The sequence below is a fragment of the Micromonospora sp. NBC_00858 genome (genome assembly GCF_045207365.1).
Taxonomy (GTDB): domain Bacteria; phylum Actinomycetota; class Actinomycetes; order Mycobacteriales; family Micromonosporaceae; genus Micromonospora.
Genome location: NZ_CP108828.1, coordinates 6204415 through 6220837, shown reverse-complemented (window position 1 = coordinate 6220837; position 16423 = coordinate 6204415). Strand labels below are relative to the sequence as shown.

The 16423-nt window shown below is 69.8% G+C and carries 12 protein-coding genes, 1 tRNA gene and 1 riboswitch; of the genes, 9 read left to right on the top strand and 4 right to left on the bottom strand.

Annotation, left to right across the window (positions count from 1 at the left end; all coding sequences use genetic code 11):
- Nucleotides 1–36: 36 nt before the first annotated feature.
- From OG990_RS29100 to OG990_RS29080, 5 genes are all read left to right on the top strand, one after another.
- Nucleotides 37–300: a cell division protein CrgA gene (locus OG990_RS29100; RefSeq protein ID WP_355601029.1), complete on the top strand. Its 264-nt coding sequence runs from the start codon at nucleotides 37–39 to the stop codon at nucleotides 298–300.
- Nucleotides 301–588: 288 nt separating this feature from the next.
- Nucleotides 589–2787 (top strand): (Fe-S)-binding protein, encoded by a 2199-nt coding sequence (locus tag OG990_RS29095; RefSeq protein WP_328422167.1) that lies wholly within the window; start codon nucleotides 589–591, stop codon nucleotides 2785–2787.
- A 108-nt stretch (nucleotides 2788–2895) separates the two neighbouring features.
- Entirely contained in the window at nucleotides 2896–4221 is a 1326-nt protein-coding gene (locus OG990_RS29090; RefSeq protein WP_406077802.1) for a hemolysin family protein, read from the top strand.
- A complete protein-coding gene (locus OG990_RS29085) occupies nucleotides 4214–5215 on the top strand; it encodes a hemolysin family protein (RefSeq protein WP_406077801.1) in 1002 nt (333 codons plus the stop codon). Before OG990_RS29090 ends, OG990_RS29085 begins: the two co-directional genes overlap by 8 nt.
- A gap of 168 nt (nucleotides 5216–5383) precedes the next feature.
- The gene (locus OG990_RS29080) at nucleotides 5384–6394 is read left to right on the top strand and encodes an NlpC/P60 family protein (RefSeq protein ID WP_386986060.1); all 1011 of its coding nucleotides are present in this window, start codon (nucleotides 5384–5386) and stop codon (nucleotides 6392–6394) included.
- A gap of 55 nt (nucleotides 6395–6449) precedes the next feature.
- Here the strand turns inward: OG990_RS29080 and OG990_RS29075 are convergent, their stop codons facing one another.
- Nucleotides 6450–7640 carry an N-acetylmuramoyl-L-alanine amidase gene (locus tag OG990_RS29075; protein ID WP_406077800.1) on the bottom strand — a complete coding sequence of 397 codons (1191 nt, stop codon included), beginning with the start codon at nucleotides 7638–7640 and terminating at the stop codon, nucleotides 6450–6452.
- Nucleotides 7641–8662: 1022 nt separating this feature from the next.
- A riboswitch (cyclic di-AMP (ydaO/yuaA leader) is annotated at nucleotides 8663–8799 on the top strand.
- Nucleotides 8800–8811: 12 nt separating this feature from the next.
- Between OG990_RS29075 and OG990_RS29070 the strand changes: the two genes are divergently transcribed.
- Nucleotides 8812–9852, top strand: coding sequence for an NlpC/P60 family protein (locus OG990_RS29070; protein WP_355601018.1), 1041 nt, complete (start codon nucleotides 8812–8814; stop codon nucleotides 9850–9852).
- A 73-nt stretch (nucleotides 9853–9925) separates the two neighbouring features.
- Here the strand turns inward: OG990_RS29070 and dcd are convergent, their stop codons facing one another.
- The gene (dcd, locus tag OG990_RS29065) at nucleotides 9926–10504 is read right to left on the bottom strand and encodes a dCTP deaminase (RefSeq protein WP_328422181.1); all 579 of its coding nucleotides are present in this window, start codon (nucleotides 10502–10504) and stop codon (nucleotides 9926–9928) included.
- Nucleotides 10505–10603: 99 nt separating this feature from the next.
- Between dcd and OG990_RS29060 the strand changes: the two genes are divergently transcribed.
- Together OG990_RS29060 and OG990_RS29055 are read left to right on the top strand one after the other, a co-directional pair.
- Nucleotides 10604–11161: a pyridoxamine 5'-phosphate oxidase family protein gene (locus OG990_RS29060; protein WP_406077799.1), complete on the top strand. Its 558-nt coding sequence runs from the start codon at nucleotides 10604–10606 to the stop codon at nucleotides 11159–11161.
- 213 nt (nucleotides 11162–11374) lie between these two features.
- Nucleotides 11375–11448 (top strand) — tRNA-Gly (locus OG990_RS29055).
- Nucleotides 11449–11501: 53 nt separating this feature from the next.
- Here the strand turns inward: OG990_RS29055 and OG990_RS29050 are convergent.
- Both OG990_RS29050 and OG990_RS29045 read right to left on the bottom strand, forming a co-directional pair.
- Complete coding sequence (locus OG990_RS29050; RefSeq protein ID WP_406077798.1) at nucleotides 11502–12254, bottom strand: tyrosine-type recombinase/integrase; 753 nt, start codon at nucleotides 12252–12254, stop codon at nucleotides 11502–11504.
- Between the two features lie 662 nt (nucleotides 12255–12916).
- Nucleotides 12917–14995, bottom strand: coding sequence for a multicopper oxidase family protein (locus OG990_RS29045; protein ID WP_406081927.1), 2079 nt, complete (start codon nucleotides 14993–14995; stop codon nucleotides 12917–12919).
- A gap of 773 nt (nucleotides 14996–15768) precedes the next feature.
- On the opposite strand from OG990_RS29045, the gene OG990_RS29040 reads away from it, so the two are divergent.
- Nucleotides 15769–16323: a DUF3592 domain-containing protein gene (locus OG990_RS29040; RefSeq protein WP_406077797.1), complete on the top strand. Its 555-nt coding sequence runs from the start codon at nucleotides 15769–15771 to the stop codon at nucleotides 16321–16323.
- Nucleotides 16324–16423 lie beyond the last annotated feature (100 nt).

The following is a 16423-nucleotide window of genomic DNA, read 5'->3' as shown; positions in this document are numbered from 1 at the left end:
GGCCGGACGAGGTCGTCACCCCCTCTGGAGAGCGTCGTGCCCAAGTCTCAGGTCCGCAAGAAGAAGGTGTACACCCCGCCGACGGACGTTCGTCCGACGACGGCGGCGTCGACGCGCAAGCCTAGCCCGGTGTGGCTGCCGGTCACGGCGGTCGCCTTGATCGTCGTCGGCATCGGTTGGCTGGTGGTCTACTACCTCTCCGAGCAGCAGTACCCGGTCGCGTCCTGGAATTACTGGAACCTCGCGGTGGGCTTCGGCGCGATGGTCGCCTCGCTGGCGCTGCTCTCCCGCTGGCGCTGAGCCGGCTCGGCGCCGCCGCGTCGGCGGATCCACGTCACCCCGTCGAACCCCTGCCCGGCAAGACCGGGCGGGGCACCCTATGGTGTCCGCAGGGCGGCGTGGCCTACTGCGAGATGACTCACGTTACCGATGGGTAACCTTGCGCGTAGGCTGCACTGCATGACCGAGCGGAGCGAGGTCATCGACCGGTCCGGTCGCAGGTGCGGCAGCGGCGCGACGCCGACCCCGTCCTGACCCGGCCCCGGTCGCTGAACCGCTGGACAGGCAGCAGACCGGGAGGCCAACTCGATGGGCAGCGTCCAGATCGTCACCACGATCCTCGCGGCCGCCATCACCGCCGTGGCGGTGTGGCTTGCGGTACGTGCGGTCATGAAGATGGTGGCAGTCATCCGGCTCGGGCAGCCCGCGCCGGAGCGGTTCGCCGACAAGGCCGCCCGTGCGAAGACCATGCTGGTGGAGACCGCCGGCCACACCCGGATGCTCAAGTGGGGCGTGGTGGGTGCGGCGCACTGGTTCGTGATGGTCGGCTTCATCGTGCTGTCGCTGCTGGTGCTCGAGGCGTACTTCGAGGTGGCAACCACGGATGGCGGGTTGCCGATCATCGGGCACTGGACCATCTTCGGTCTGGTCACCGAGATCATCGGCGTGCTGGGCCTGGTCGGGATCCTGGTGCTGATGGCGATTCGGCTGCGCAACCGGCCGAACCGGCCGGGCGGACGGTCCCGGTTCACCGGATCGACGATGTGGCAGGGCTACTTCGTCGAGTGGATCGTGCTGCTGGTCCTGATCTTCGGGTTCGTGATCCGGGGCTTCAAGGTCGCCACCGACCACTTCGAGTTCCCGTTCTGGGCCACCCCGTTCAGCCACGCGGTCGGCGCGGTGCTGCCCGACTGGGCGGACGGGGTCAGCGTCGCGGCTGCCATCAAGATCATCATTTCGATGACCTGGCTCATCGTCATCTCGCTGAACGTCACCATGGGTGTTGCCTGGCACCGCTTCCTGGCGTTCCCCAACATCTTCTTCAAGCGGGAGCCGGCCCGGCCGGCCGGCTCCGGCCTCGGCGCGCTGCGCCCGATGACGAGCCAGGGTAAGCCGCTCGACTTCGAGGAGGCCGACCCGGAGAAGGACCAGTTCGGCGTCGCCCAGGTCGAGCAGTTCAGCTGGAAGGGTCTGCTGGACTTCAGCACCTGCACCGAGTGCGGTCGCTGCCAGTCGCAGTGCCCGGCCTGGAACACGGGTAAGCCGCTGTCACCCAAGCTGCTCGTGCTGAGCCTCCGGGACCACGCGTACGCCAAGGCGCCCTACCTGCTGGCCGGCGGCGGCAAGGACCTGACCGGCGAGGAGAAGGCCACCGCGGCGCAGCTCGCGCACGTCGACGTGCTGGCGCTGGCCGAGGCCGACCGCCCGCTGATCGGCACCGCCGAGGAGGGCGGCGTCATCGACCCGGACGTGCTCTGGTCCTGCACCACCTGTGGCGCCTGCGTCGAGCAGTGCCCGGTGGACATCGAGCACGTGGACCACATCGTCGACATGCGTCGCTACCAGGTGCTGATCGAGTCGAGCTTCCCCTCCGAGGCTGGCGTCATGCTGCGCAACCTGGAGAACAAGGGCAACCCGTGGGGCGCCCCGCAGAACACCCGCGAGGACTGGACCAAGGGGCTCGACTTCGAGGTGCCCCGGGTCGGCGAGGTGGACGACTTCGAGTACCTGTTCTGGGTCGGCTGTGCCGGTGCGTTCGAGGACCGGGCCAAGAAGACCACCCGCGCCGTGGCCACCCTGCTCAACGAGGCGGGCGTGAAGTTCGCGATCCTGGGCGAGGGCGAGACCTGCTCCGGCGATCCGGCGCGCCGGATCGGCAACGAATTCGTCTTCCAGATGCTCGCCCAGCAGAACGTGGAGACGCTGAACGAGGCGTTCGAGGGCCGGGAGAAGGCCAAGCGCAAGATCGTGGCCACCTGCCCGCACTGCTTCAACACCCTGGGCAACGAGTACGGCCAGCTCGGCGGCGAGTTCGAGGTGGTCCACCACACCCAGCTCCTGGCCCACCTGGTGTCCACCGGCAAGCTCACCCCGGTGCAGCCGGTCGACGGCGGGGTCACCTACCACGACCCCTGCTACCTGGGCCGGCACAACCGGGTCTTCGCGGCTCCCCGAGAGGTGCTGGGGGACGCCATCGAGGGCGAGCTCACCGAGATGCCGCGTAACAGTGAGCGCTCCTTCTGCTGCGGCGCCGGCGGTGCCCGGATGTGGATGGAGGAGAAGATCGGCAAGCGGATCAACGTGGACCGGGTCGAGGAGGCCATGGCCACCGGGGCGAAGACGGTCGCCGTCGGTTGCCCGTTCTGCTCGACCATGCTCAGCGACGGGGTGAACGGCAAGGGCGCCGGGGAACAGGTCGAGGTCATCGACGTGGCCACCGTGCTGCTCCGCTCGGTCAAGCCGGAGCAGCCGCAGGGCGAGAAGGAGGCCACGCCGGTCGCCGGCTGAGGCCCGTACCCCCCTGGGTCGAGATGGTCGACGGCGGCGGCACCCACGGGTGCCGCCGCCGTCGTGTAAGAATCTCGCCGAGGTGAGGCGAACATCGACGGCCTACTCTTGACCACGCTGCTGCCCCTGGTCGGTTTCGTTGCGCTGACCGCCGGCAACGCGTTCTTCGTCGCGGCCGAGTTCGCCCTGGTGACGGTCGATCGCTCGGAGATCGACCGGCGGGCCGCAGCCGGCGACGAGGCCGCCCGGAGAGTACGCACCGCACTGCGCGGGCTGTCCTTCCAGCTCTCCGGGGCGCAGCTCGGCATCACCATCACCGCGCTGCTCACCGGCTACCTGGCCGAGCCGGCCCTCGCCCGCATCTTCACCCCGCTGCTGCGCCCGGTGGCCGGCGACGACAGCGAGCGTTACACCCCGTTCCTGGCATTGGCCCTGGCCACTCTGATCTCCATGCTCTTCGGCGAGCTGGTGCCCAAGAACGCGGCGCTGGCCCGGCCGATGCCGGCCGCCCTGGCCACCGCCGGCCCGATGCACACCTTCTCCCGCACGTTCGGCTGGGTGATCCGGGGGTTGAACGGCTCCGCGAACCGGCTGGTTCGGGCGCTCGGCGTGGAACCGCAGGAGGAACTGGCCAGCGCCCGCTCGCCGGAGGAGTTGGGCCTGCTGGCAGCCATCTCGGCCCGGGCCGGCGCGTTGCCGACGGACACTGCGATGCTGCTGCGCCGCACCATCCGCTTCGGTGACAAGCGGGCGGCCGAGGCGATGACCCCCCGGGTGGACGTGGTGGCGCTGCGCGCCACGGCCACCGTGGCCGAGCTGCTTGACCTGTCCCGGCAGACCGGGCGGACCCGGTTCCCGGTGTACGAGGAGACCCTGGACCTGGTCACCGGCGTGGCGGGGGTGCCGGACGCGCTGGGTGTGCCGCTGGGCAAGCGGGCGTCGACCATGGTCGGCTCGGTGGCCCGCGAGCCGGTGTACGTGCCGGAGAGCCTCGACCTGGACGGTGTGCTGGCCGCGTTGAAGGCGGCCGGTGCGGACCTGGCCATCGTGGTCGACGAGTACGGCGGCACGGACGGCGTGGTGACCGTGGAGGACCTGGTCGAGGAGTTGGTCGGGGAGATCGCCGACGAGTTCGACCCGGCCAGCGTGGACGACACCGGTCCGGCCGAGCTGACCGTGCCGGGCGGGGAGCGCACCGTGCTGGTCGACGGGGTGCTGCGCTCCGACGAGCTGGCCGAGCAGACCGGTTTCCGGCTGCCCGAGGGGCCGTACGAGACGCTGGCCGGGTTCCTGATGGCCCGCCTCGGGCACATCCCGCTGGCCGGTGAGACGGCCGAGGCGGATGGCTGGGAGTTCACGGTGGTGGAGGTGGAGCGGCACCGGATCGAGCAGGTACGGGTGCTGCGCCCGGCGGAGCCGGACAGCGATGACTGAGCTGCTGGTGACCGTGGTGCTGTTGCTCGGCAACGGGTTCTTCGTGGGCAGCGAGTTCGCGCTCATCGCGTCCCGGCGGACGGTGATCGAGCCGTTGGCCGCCGACTCGAAGCGGGCCCGCTGGGCGCTGTCGGCGATGAACCAGATCCCGTTGATGATCGCTGGCGCGCAGCTCGGCATCACGGTCTGCTCACTGGGCCTCGGCGCGATCGCCGAGCCGGCGTTGGCCCACCTGCTGGAGACGCCGTTCCACGCGGCCGGTCTGCCCGAGCGGGCGGTGCACCCGGTGGCGTTCGTGCTGGCGCTGGGCGTGGTGGTCTTCCTGCACACGGTGGTCGGCGAGATGGTGCCGAAGAACATCACGCTGGCCGGTCCGGAGCTCTCGGCGCTCTGGCTCGGCCCGGCCATGCTGGCGTTCTGCGTGGCCACCAAGCCGCTGCTGCTGGCGATGAAATGGGCGGCCCGCCGGGTCCTCGCCCTCTGGCGGATCGAGGCGTCCGAGGCGGTGAAGACGGTGTTCACCGCCGAGGAGTTGGCCGGGCTGGTCTCCCAGGCGCGTACCGAGGGGTTGCTCGACGCCGAGCAGCACGCCCGGATCACCGGTGCGCTGGCCCTGCACAGCCGGACCGCGGCGGATGCGTTGCAGCCGTGGTCGACGGTCGTGACGGTGGCCGAGGACGTCTCACCGGCGTCGCTGGAGGTGCTGGCGACCCGGACCGGCCGGTCGCGGTTCCCGGTGGTGCAGCGGTCCACCCGCCGGGTGCTCGGTTTCGTCCACGTCAAGGACGTGCTCGGGTACGCCGGGCAGGGTCGCCGGGCGCCGGTTCCGGCGCAGGTGTACCGGCCGCTGGCGGTGGTGCCGCCGGAGCGTACGCTGGCTGACCTGCTGCTGGCCATGCGCCGCGAGCGGCGGCACATGGTGCTCGTCAGCGACGGCCGGCGCCCGCTTGGCGTGGTCACGCTCGACGACGTATTGACCGCAATCGTTGGCTAATCGGCCAATACCCTTTGTGTGCAAGCGGTTGCGCGACAGTGACGGTGACACCGTTCGCCTTGATTGCGGCCCGACAGTTCCCCTAATGTGGGGCACCGACCGCTGTGGGTCGTCTGCCTCGGCCCTTCCCTCACGCGAGGCGCCCGGCGGTCGGTTGCAAAGGAGTCGGTGCCGGTGGCAATCATGCCCCCTCATCGTCAGGCCCCTGGACTGTCCGCTCGGCCGGGCGGTCTGCGCCGGGTCGCCCACCGTCTACTCGTCCTGGTCGCCGCCGCAGCCGTCGGTGCCGGTCTCCTCACCGCGCCGGTGCAGGCCGCACCCTCGGTCGACGAGATCGAGGCGCAGATCGACAAGCAGTGGGAGCAGTTGGAGCCCACCATCGAGCAGTACAACAAGGTGCGAGCGCAGCTGAAGGTCAACCGGAAGAAGTCGGGGGACCTGCAGAAGAAGATCGAGCCGTTGGCGCTGCAGAGTGAGTTGGCGCTGAACCGGGTCGGTGACCTCGCTTCCCGGTACTACATTTCGGGCCCGTCGCACGACATCGGCGCCCTGTTGGTCAGCGCCAAGCCGGACACGCTCACCGAGCAGCTCACCGTCCTCGATCGGCTGGCCTCGCAGGAGCGCAAGGAGGTCGAGGGCGTGCTGGCCGTGCGGGCCAAGTACGACGGCGAGAAGCAGAAGCTCGACGCGCTGATCGTCACCCAGACCAAGCAGCAGAACGACCTGGCGGCCAAGAAGAAGCAGATCGACGTCGAGATCAAGCGGCTCGAGGCGTCCCTGCCGAAGACCACGGTCAAGACCGCGGGCTGCCCGACCATCAACGGTGTGGTCAGCGACAAGGCCCGCACCGCGATCAGGACCGCCTGCGGCAAGATCGGCAAGCCGTACGTCTGGGGCGCCACCGGCCCGAACTCGTTCGACTGCTCGGGTCTGACCCAGTACGCCTACAAGGCGGCCGGGATCAGCCTCACCCACCACACCGGTGACCAGTGGCACGAGGGCAAGGCCATCTCACGGGCCGACGCCCGTCCGGGTGACCTGGTCTTCTTCTTCAGCGACCTGCACCATGTCGGCCTTTATTTGGGCAACGACCAGATGGTGCACGCGCCACGCGCCGGTAAACCGGTGCAGGTGGCCAGCATCAACAACATGCCGGTCGCCGGGTTCCGCAGACCCTGATCCAGATCGCGCACGACGACGGCCCCCGGTCAGCGACCGGGGGCCGTCGTGGTTCTCAGCGGGGCGCGCCCACCGGGGACGGCAGCAACTGCACGTCGGCGAGATCGACGTACATGATCCGGTGACCGAACTGGATCTGCGCGTAGCGGTTCTCGCCGCGGATCACCGTCCAGTCACCGGGCGAGGAGCCGTCGAACGTGGTGGCCCGGTAGTACTCGCCGGCCAGCACCGCGCCGACGGCGTACCGCTGCCCGGCGGCCAGGGTGTACTGGAGTGGCGAGATCGCCTGGTAGGGCACCCCGGCCGGGTACGCCGCCTGCTCCGGGTACGCCCGCCCGTACACCGGGATGGTGGCCCGTCCGGGCTTCGGCGTGGCCACCACGCCGACGGTCCAGCTGGCGGTCGGCGCGGACGCCGGGTTGTGGAACCAGGCCCGCTGCCCGAGGTACCAGATCGCCGTCCAGTCGCCCTGCCGCCCCGCGAGCGCGTACGTCTGCCCGGCGGATGCCCGGGCGCCGTGGTCCGACACGGCCATCGTGTTCGGGGTGCCGTCCGGGCGGAGCGCGACGTCGTTGACCAGCGTCGCGTCCGCGGACGGTGCGGTGCGCAGCACCACCGACGAGGAGCCGCGCGGCGCGCACGGCACGCCCGCGGTGACGCAGCCGGTGAACGCCGGCTGGTTGGTGGCGTAGTCCGGGTCGATCCGGACCAGCCCGGAGGCCGGGGTGTCGGTGTCCAGCCGAGGCGCGTGCAGCAGGTCGAAGTAGTGCGTCCAGTCCCAGTACGGGCCCGGGTCCCAGTGCATTCCACGCACGGTCGAGGCGACGGTGCCGGGCACGTTGTCGTGGCCGATGATGTGCTGGCGGTCCAGCGGGATGCCCAGTCGCAGCGCGAGGTGCCGGACCAGCTTCGCCGAGGTCCGGTACATCGCCTCGGTGTACCAGGTGCCCTGCGCCGCGAAGCCCTCGTGTTCCAGACCGATCGACTTGGCGTTCACGAACCAGTTGCCGGCGTGCCAGCCGACGTCCTTGGTCTTCACGTGCTGGGCGATGTGCCCGTCGACCGAGCGCAGCGAGTAGTGCCAGCTCACGTAGGTCGGGTCCTGGACGAGTTTCAGGGTGGTCGCCCAGCTCGCCTCGGTGTCGTGGATGACGATGTACTCGATCTTCTGCCGTGCGGGCCGGTCGGAGAGGTCGTGGTTGCCGTAGTCCCCGGCGCCGAAGGCCTCGTAGGGCGCCGGATCCACTCGCAGGAAATGGTGCGGGGGCATTCCAGCCCGTCCGGGCGGGCCAGCCGGCGCAGGCCCAGCCGGTCCAGCCAGGAACGCTCGGGCTGCACCGCGCGGGCCGGCAGTGTGATCCGCTGGCCGTCGTCGGTCACCCGCGACTCTCCGGCGCCGATGGTGGTGAAGACCTCGTCGGCGAAGGCCGCCGCGGCGTCGGCGCTGTCCGCGCCGGCGTAGCGGGCCACCGCGCCGTACCAGGCCGCCGGGTCGGTGTCGGCACCGACGGGCGCGCCAAGCTCCCGCTGGTACGCCCCCAGCAGCGCGGCCCCACCCCGGATGTTGACGCCCGCATCGGTGCGCAGTGCCTCGGGGGCGGCGCCGGTCAGCGCGGCGGCGGCGTCCACGGTCTGCAACGCGGCGGCGGGCGGCGCGGGGTCCTCGGCCGGCCGGGGCGCTTGCACCCTCGCGGGGCGGGAGTCGTCGCCCCGCGGGTCCTCGGTGCCGGCGTCGTGGTGGCCGCCGGGTAGGGCGGCCACGTGCCGGGCGTCGGTCAGGTGCATCGGGCCGTAGCCGCCGCTGGTGCTCGGTGTGCCGGCGTTGCTGTCCCAGCGGGACTCCAGATAGGAGACGCCGAGCAGCACGACGGTCGGCACGCCGTACTCGGTCGCCGCGGCGGCGTACTGCTGCTGGCGATCGGCGGTGGGCGCGGCGGCGGCCGGGCCCGAAGGTAGCGGCACCGCGGTCGCGGCGGCGACCACGGCGGCGGCGAGCAGTGCGCGCCGGCCGGTCGACAGGGCTGAATGGTGCATCGAACCCCCTAGATATCGCGGGTGCAGGTGAGGTCACCTTCGCGCCGTCCGGGAGCTCGCGTCAATACCTTTCCATCTATCGAAGCGTTCGGAAAGAAATCTTCGCGTACGGTCCGTGACCCCTTCCAACCGGTACGGAGTGTCACGGCCCCACGGGTTGCGGATCGGTAACAGCCGTCTCTACTCTGGTCATTCGTCGGCCCGATAGCAGTTCCGCCCAACCCGGGTGGTGACGGACCGACACCGCCGAGTCGCTTCCGAGCGAACCGGGGACCCAGGTTTTCCCGGGGTGAATCCGCGGCCATCGCGGTAGGGCGCCAACTTCCCGCCCGAACCCGTCAGCTAACCCGGTAGGCGGTCAGGAAGAAGGAGTACGGAACCCGGTGGCACTCCATGCCCCGCGGCCGTCGTCCGAGCGGTCGGCGTCAGCCGGCCCGACGTCGATCGTGCCGCGCTCACGCTGGTCCCGCTTCACCACCGCTCTCGCCGCACTGGTCGGCGTCGCCGTCGTCCTGACCGGCAGCGCCACGGCGGCCCACGCGGACCCGTCCGTCGCCGAGATCGAGCGCCAGATCGACGCCGACTGGAACAAGCTCGAACCGATCATCGAACGACACAACGCCACCCGGGCCGACCTGGCCGTCAAGCGCAAGCAGGCCGACGCGCTGGCCGCCCGGATCGCCCCACTGGAGCGCCAGGTCGACGCTGCCATGGACAAGGTCAGTGCCCTCGCCGTCCGCGCGTACAAGGGCGAGAACGTCTCCACCGTCAACGCGGTGCTGGGCAGCCGATCGCCCAGCGAGGTCGTCGGTCAGCTTGAGATGCTCGACCGGTTCGCGCACAACCAGCAGCAGGACGTCCGGCAGGTCGCCGACCTGCGCGACGAGTTGGCCCGGCAGAAGGCGCCGCTGGACGAGATGGTGACCCAGCTGACCCGGACCGAGGCCCAGCTGGCCGCGAAGAAGAAGCAGATCAACGAGGAGATCGACCGGCTGCAGAAGCTGCGCCTCAAGGTGTACGGCAACGGCGGCGGCGGTCCGCTGCGTCCGGCGCCCTGCCCGGCCAGCTACCCCGGCGGCGGTGCCGGCGTGGCCGTGAAGTTCGCCTGCGCCCAGATCGGCAAGCCCTACGTCTGGGGCGCCGAGGGCCCGAACTCGTACGACTGCTCCGGGCTGATGCTGGCCGCCTGGGCCAAGGCCGGGGTGTCGCTGCCGCACAACGCCGCCCAGCAGAGCCGGGTGACCAAGGACGTCAGCAGGGCCGACCTGCGCGCCGGTGACCTGGTCTTCTACTACAGCGACATCCACCACGTCGGGATGTACGTGGGCAATGGCTGGGTTGTGCACGCCTCGCAGGCCGGCCAACCCGTCAAGATGAAGAAGGTCGACGACGGCCCGATCCACAGCTACGGCCGCCCGGGCTGATCCCGGATGATCGGGGGCCCGTCGCGATCTGTCGCGGCGGGCCCTCGTCGTCTGTCCGTCGTGCCCTACCGAGTCAGCGGGTGGGCCAGGCGCGCCAGTTCTGCCAGGCGCGGCTCGGCGTCGGCCCGCGCTGACCCTGGTAGCGCGAGCCGTAGACCACCGAGCCGTACGGGTGCTCGGCCGGCGAGGAGAGCCGGAAGATGCAGAGCTGCCCGATCTTCATGCCCGGCCAGAGGGTGATCGGCAGGTTCGCCACGTTCGACAGCTCCAACGTCACGTGACCGGAGAAGCCCGGGTCGATGAACCCAGCGGTGGAGTGCGTGAGCAGGCCGAGCCGGCCCAGGCTCGACTTGCCCTCCAGCCGGCCGGCGAGCTGGTCGCCGAGCGAGATGACCTCCAGCGTCGAGGCGAGCACGAACTCCCCCGGGTGCAGCACGAACGGCTCGCCGTCCGGCACCTCCACCGCCGAGGTCAGGTCGTCCTGCTGCATGGCGGGGTCGATGTGCGTGTAGAGATGGTTGTTGAAGACCCGGAACAGCCGGTCGAGTCGTACGTCGATGCTGGACGGTTGGACCAGGGTGGGCTCGAACGGCTCCAGGCCCAGCGTGCCGGCCTTGATCTCGGAGACCAGGTCGCGGTCGGAGAGCAGCATCGGACCACCATAGCGGCGTTGGCGGCAACGGCCGGATCCGGTGCCGGTGACCAGCGCGTCGAGGTCGCTACTCGTACATTTGTTCGATAGAATGCCTGCATGGCTTCCTGGTCCGATTTCGCCGCCGACGAGCCCCGACTCGCCGACGGGATCCGCGTTCTCCTCCAGCAGTACGGGCCGGGCTTCGGCTACCTGGCCACGGTCCGCGCCGACGGCGGGCCCCGGGTCCATCCGGTCTCCCCGGTCATCACCGACGAAGGGCTGTTCTGCTTCATCGTCGACTCGCCCAAGCGTCGCGACCTCGAACGGGACGGCCGCTACGCGCTGCACTCGTTCCCCCCGGAGGAGAGCGACGACGAGGCGTACGTGGCGGGGCGCGCCTGGCCGGTGACCGACCCGGCCCGGGTGGCCCAGTTGGCGCGCAGTGCCCGGGCGGCCCCGCAGGTCGACTGGCGGCTGTTCGAGTTCACCGTCGACGTGGCGATGCTGGCCCGTCGCGAGCAGCACAGCGCCGGTGTCCCGGGTGGCGCTCCGGGTGGGCCGGCCGTTCAGGTCTGGCTCGACCCGCACGCCCCGCCCGCGGCGTCCGAGCAGACCGCCTTACCGCAGAGCCGCCCGGTCCGTCGCAGCCGTGACGTCCAGCGATCGGCCGCCTGACCGCGGCCCACCGACCCGGTCCTAGGGAAAGACGCCGGTGCCGGCTCCGTCGTGACGGAGCCGGCACCGGTGGTACGCGGGAGAGCTACGCCGCGCGGTACACGGCCAAGGGGTGATCGTCCGTGACCCGTGCGGCGAGGCCGGTGCGGTGGACCGGCGCGCGGGGGTGCCTGGGTGCACGGGCTCGGTGACTCGGGTACAGTGGTGCCGCTTGCGGGTGTAGTTCAATGGCAGAACATCAGCTTCCCAAGCTGACAGTGCGGGTTCGATTCCCGTCACCCGCTCCACCGTGAGGCCCCAGTCAGGACATGTTTCCTGACTGGGGCCTCATTCGTTGCTATCACTTCTTGCGCTTGCCGTGCCCGCTACGTGCCCGATCCTGACTCTTCTTGATCTGCGAACTGAGCGCGTCGGCGATCTGCTCGTCCTGCTCGCGGGCGGTGTGCTGGTAGATCATCGCGGCGCGGGTCGAGGCGTGGCCCATGCGCGCCATCAGGTCGGCGAGGCTTGCCCCGGTCCGCGAGGCGAGGGTGTTACCGGTGTGCCGCAGATCGTGGAAGTGGAAGCCGGGTAGGCCGGCCGCTGCCACTGACACCCGCCAGTTGCTGGTGCGTTGGAAGTTGGAGCGGCGCAGGACCGCGCCGGTTGCGCCAGTGAAGACGAGCTCGTCCTGGTCCTCGTCAACGAAGGCGTTCAGGTGTGCGAGCACATCGCGACGTATCGCCGCAGGGATGGTGATGGTTCGCAGGCCGGCATCAGTCTTGGGCGGGCCGAAAGTCAGGGTGCCGTCCTGGCGCTCGACCAGAGTCGCGCGGACCGTCAGGGTCCGACAGCGCGGGTCGAAGTCGCGACGGCGCAGGGCCGCCAGCTCTCCGTAGCGGAGGCTGGCGAAGGCGGCCAGCAAGATGAGGACGCGAAGGCGTCGGGGCACGATGTCGGCGAGCTGGAAGACCTGGGCGACGGTGGCGGTCGGCCGTTCGGTCGGCCGTTCAATGCCGGCGCCCTGAATGCGGCAGGGGTTGCGCCGGATGAGTTCGTCGTCGACGGCGGTGTTCAGCACGGCGCGAAGAAGGCGGTACGCCTTGGCCGTCATGGTGGCGCTCACTCCATCGGCGAGGAGGTCAGCACGCCAGGCCCGAATAGCACCGGGGGTCAGGTCGTTGAGGAAGTGGGCACCAAGGCGGCCCGCAACGGGCCGCACGCGCCGCCGCCAGGGCGCGCGCCGGCCGCTGCCGCTGGCGCTCTGCGGCCGTCACGCCTGATGCCCGGCGGCTGGCGCGGACAGCGGGAAGCCAGGAGGGCCGCCGCAGAACGACAGACCGTTAACTGGTGGCGTGAGGGCCGGCAGCCGGCCGGGCCGCGCGGCCAACATCCCGCGCGGCGTACGGGAGGGCACGCCGGCCGCGTCGGCGACCTGGAAGCAGCCGCAGGGTTGCGGCTACTGCGCCTCCGGCGGGGGCGCTCCGGCTCCAGGATGGCTGAAGACCGTCGGCCGCCGCCGGGTCCGTGGGTGGTTGCGGTAGGCCATCCCGTCTGCCATCGACCCGGGCAAGCGGAGCAGACCACCGCCCGACCCGCCAGCGCCCGCACGAGCCGACAAGGTCCGCTTGACATGGCGGGCCGGGCGCCGGCCCGCTCCCCAGGAGGGCGGGTCGATGGCAGACGGGATGGCCGGGCGCTGAGTTAGGCGGGAAGGCCCTGGCTGGAATGATTCTCAGCCAGGGCCTTCCATCACTACTTTCAGTTGGTTGGCGACTAGATCGGGGTGGCTGTGTCCGGTTTCCGTGAGGTGGCCGCCAGCGCGGCAGCGCCGATGGCGGCGGACAGCCCCGCCGCTCCGGCGATGGCGCCCGCCACGTTCGGGCCACTGGCGCGACCACCGTCACCAGTTGCCGGCCCGCCCTTCGGTCGCCCGACGAAGTACGGCCGCATCATCTCGTTGTCCTCGTGCTCCAGGATGTGGCAGTGCCACACGTAACGGCCGGGCAGATCGAAGAGAGCCTTGATCCGGGTGATCTCACCCGGCAGGGCGATCACGGTGTCGAGGAAGCCGCTTTCCTGCGCGCTCGGCGGCTGGTTGCCGTCGGCCCCGCGGCCGACCACTTGGAACTGGATCTCGTGGATGTGGATAGGGTGCGCGTCCATCGTCCGGTTGTCGAGCTCCCAGATCTCTGTGGAATTGAGTGCCGGGTTCTCGGTGATCGGATCGTCCCACCGCAGCGGTACGGCCGTGCCGCCGGCCGTGACGGTGCCGAGCAGGGCCGCGATCGGGCCGCAATCGGTTGAGGAAACCTGCTCGTTGAGCGAGAGCCGGCGGGTGTTGGTCGCCGTGCCCAGGGGTGTGAACTTGGGCAGGCGGAGTTGATCCGGCGGGACGCTCTTGTCCGCACCGATCCGGGGCCCGACGACGAACTTCATCACCTGTCCGGTTGTGTTGACGTCCGCGAACCCGTCGTCGGCAGGCACGCCGGTGAACGGCCCGTCCGGCCCCTCGTTGATGAGGAACAGCTCAGTGCCTGCCGGCACGTCGGTGAAGTCCACGATCACATCCGCCCGCTGGGCATTGCCGAGCAGGATCTGATCGAGCCGCACCGGCTTGGGCAGGAAGCCGCCGTCGGTGCCAATCAGCCACATCGGCAGGGCCACGGCGGCAGGTCGCGGGGCTGTCGGGTTCGCCGCGATCTTCAGGACGAGGAAACGCGAGTTGCAGCCGTTGAGCAGGCGCAGCCGGTACCGTCGCTTCTCGACCTTGAGCTTCGGCCACGTCCGCCCGTTGACCACCGTCGTGTTCGCGAAGAATTCGGGGTTCCAGATCGGCGGCACGTCGCCATTCGGGATGTAGTCGGCCGGATTGGTGCAGTCGCCGAAGAACGCCCGCGTGCTCGGGTAGAAGAGCGAGCCGTCCGGGTTGAACGACCGGTCCTGGATGGCCAGCGGGATCTCGTAGTAGCGGGTGCCGGGCTTGTCACCGATCGCGGGGGCGGGACCGGGCAGGACGCCGGGGGGCAGGTCCGACTTGCCGCCCCGGAGGAGGTAGAAGCCGGCCGGGCCGGCGTACACGTTCTGCCGGGTCATGCCCAGGGTGTGATCGTGGAACCACTCGGTGGTCGCCCGCTGGTCGTTGTCGTAGTGGAAGGTGGCGGTCCCCGGCTTCCACTTGATCCCGTGTCGCCGCTCAAACTTCTGCCGGAACTCGTCATAGAAGCTGCCCACCGTCGCGAAGCCGGCGGGGATGTTCTTCGCACTCGGCAGGAACCACGCCTCCGGGTACCCGTCGCTCTCTTCTCGGCTGTGCCCGCCGTGCAGGTGGACGACCATCGGCACGGGACCGGTGTACGGGCCGGGCGTCTCGGTGAACGTGGGCGTGGAGTCCCGTCCGGCGATCCCGCCCGGGGGGTTGGCCCAGTGCAGGGTTGGGTCGACCGGCAGCAGGTGCGGCAGGAACTTCCCCCGCTTGTCGACCAGCTGGTTGATCCAAGTCACCCGCACTGGGTGGTCCACCCGAGCGTTGATCGTGAACGACGGGAAGCTGAAAATCCCCTTGTGCACGGCCGAGCCGTAGCCCCAGACCGTCGTGCTGGGCAGACCCGGCGGCAGGACCTGTTGCGAGAACTGCCGCACCCCGATCAGATATTCCTCGATCTTGTGCTTGCCGTGCTTCCGCGCCGGTGGCATGGCTGGCGGGATCAGCAAGTCCGTCACGTACTTCTGGATGGTCGTGGGATCGAGTAGCGGCTGCGCCAGCCGAATGGGCGCCGCCCATGCCCCACGCGGAGCGACCAGCAGGGCTGCACTGCTGGCACCTGCGATCAGCAACTGCCTTCGCGAGATCACTATGTCTCCTTCATGCCGTGCTATCCGGGGTGGGCATGAAGGCGAATTTAGTACCAGAACCGGAGTCGTCAGGCGAGGAAGCAGATAATCGCCCGCCTCATCACCCGAAGGTGAGTTTGGGATCCTTGTTCGTTTGACCAACGTTGAGCCGTCGCACAGGGCAGCGGCCTTAGCTACATGCCTCGCGGAACGAACGAGGGTCATCAGTTGGACCCCGGCACACGTCGTCACTAGTTCCTGCCGAAGCCCGAAGTCCGCAGCCTCGTGCTTTCAGGCGGGAGATCCACGGCCCAAGGCGGGGTGTGGCCGGCGTGCCGACCAGGGCCGGACTCCTAGACGACGAAGACTGACCCGAGGGCACTGCCGCCCAGCTGTCACAAGAGCACAGGGATGCCACCGGGACCGCTCGCGTGCCCGATGCATGCCCGATGCAGCGGTCAATACCGGTCCGCAACGGCACCTCGGCGGCTACAAGCTGAACGCTCTGTTCTCGCTCGGGAGGCAATACGGCTACGCACGGTGTAGATCAAACCGATTCCCAAGCTGACAGTGCGGGTTCGATTCCCGTCACCCGCTCCAAGCGATAGGCCCTGGTCAGGACGTGAGTCCCAGCCGGGGCCTTCGACGTTCCAAGGTCAACGATCATGCCACCCGCCACTGGCCTGCCAGAGGCCCCTGTGTCACGTCCTCGGTGCGTCCCCATCGAAGCCCCGGACCCGTCGACGGCGTCGGGGAACTCGGCCAGGGTTGCGTCCGAGTGGCACGATGAGCCGGTGAGCCGCGTGATCATGTTGCTGAGGCGCCCGGTCTGGGTGACCATCGGCTGTGTGCTGCTGGCGGTGGCCGGCGGTGCGCTGCTCTGGCTGCCGATACGCACCCAGTCCGCGCTTGACGACTGGAAGACCGAACTCCGGGTCAGAGGTGTGCCAGCGCAGGCGGTCATCTATGACCGGGTGACGAAGCGCGGTGGCACCTCCACCACCATGTATCTCCGGTACGAGATGGCGGGCAGGACGTACGAGCGGGAGGTCGGCTGCTTCGAGGTGTGCCGTTCGGCCGGCGATGAGGTGCTGATCTGGGTGAACCCCGGCGATCCGAACGATTTCGTCACCGACTTTGATGCGCTCAGCGGACACCGGGGCCGCACCCAGGGCGTGGTGGGCGCGGCCGGGTTCGTGATCCTGGTCGTGGCGGTTCCGCTGCTGCTCTCCCGCATCCCGTTCCGGAAATGGTTTCCTCCGCGTGAGCAGCCGCGGCGGTCCGGCTTTCCGAGCAGGGGCGGCGGGTTCACGGGCCGTTCCAAGCACAAGCGGGTCGGTCGACGCTGAGTAGTGCCGGGCACCCGGGACGTCACCGAGGTTGATGGTTCGATTCCCGTCACCCGCTCCAACCGAAGGGCCCTGGTCAGGACGTGAGTCCCAGCCAGGG

Bases quoted from the DNA above. Each gene is read 5' to 3' on its own strand.
- OG990_RS29095 (WP_328422167.1), top strand. From the start codon at position 589: ATGGGCAGCGTCCAGATCGTCACCACGATCCTCGCGGCCGCCATCACC.
- OG990_RS29085 (WP_406077801.1), top strand. From the start codon at position 4,214: ATGACTGAGCTGCTGGTGACCGTGGTGCTGTTGCTCGGCAACGGGTTC.
- dcd (WP_328422181.1), bottom strand. From the start codon at position 10,504: ATGCTGCTCTCCGACCGCGACCTGGTCTCCGAGATCAAGGCCGGCACG.
- OG990_RS29060 (WP_406077799.1), top strand. From the start codon at position 10,604: ATGGCTTCCTGGTCCGATTTCGCCGCCGACGAGCCCCGACTCGCCGAC.
- OG990_RS29050 (WP_406077798.1), bottom strand. From the start codon at position 12,254: ATGACGGCCAAGGCGTACCGCCTTCTTCGCGCCGTGCTGAACACCGCC.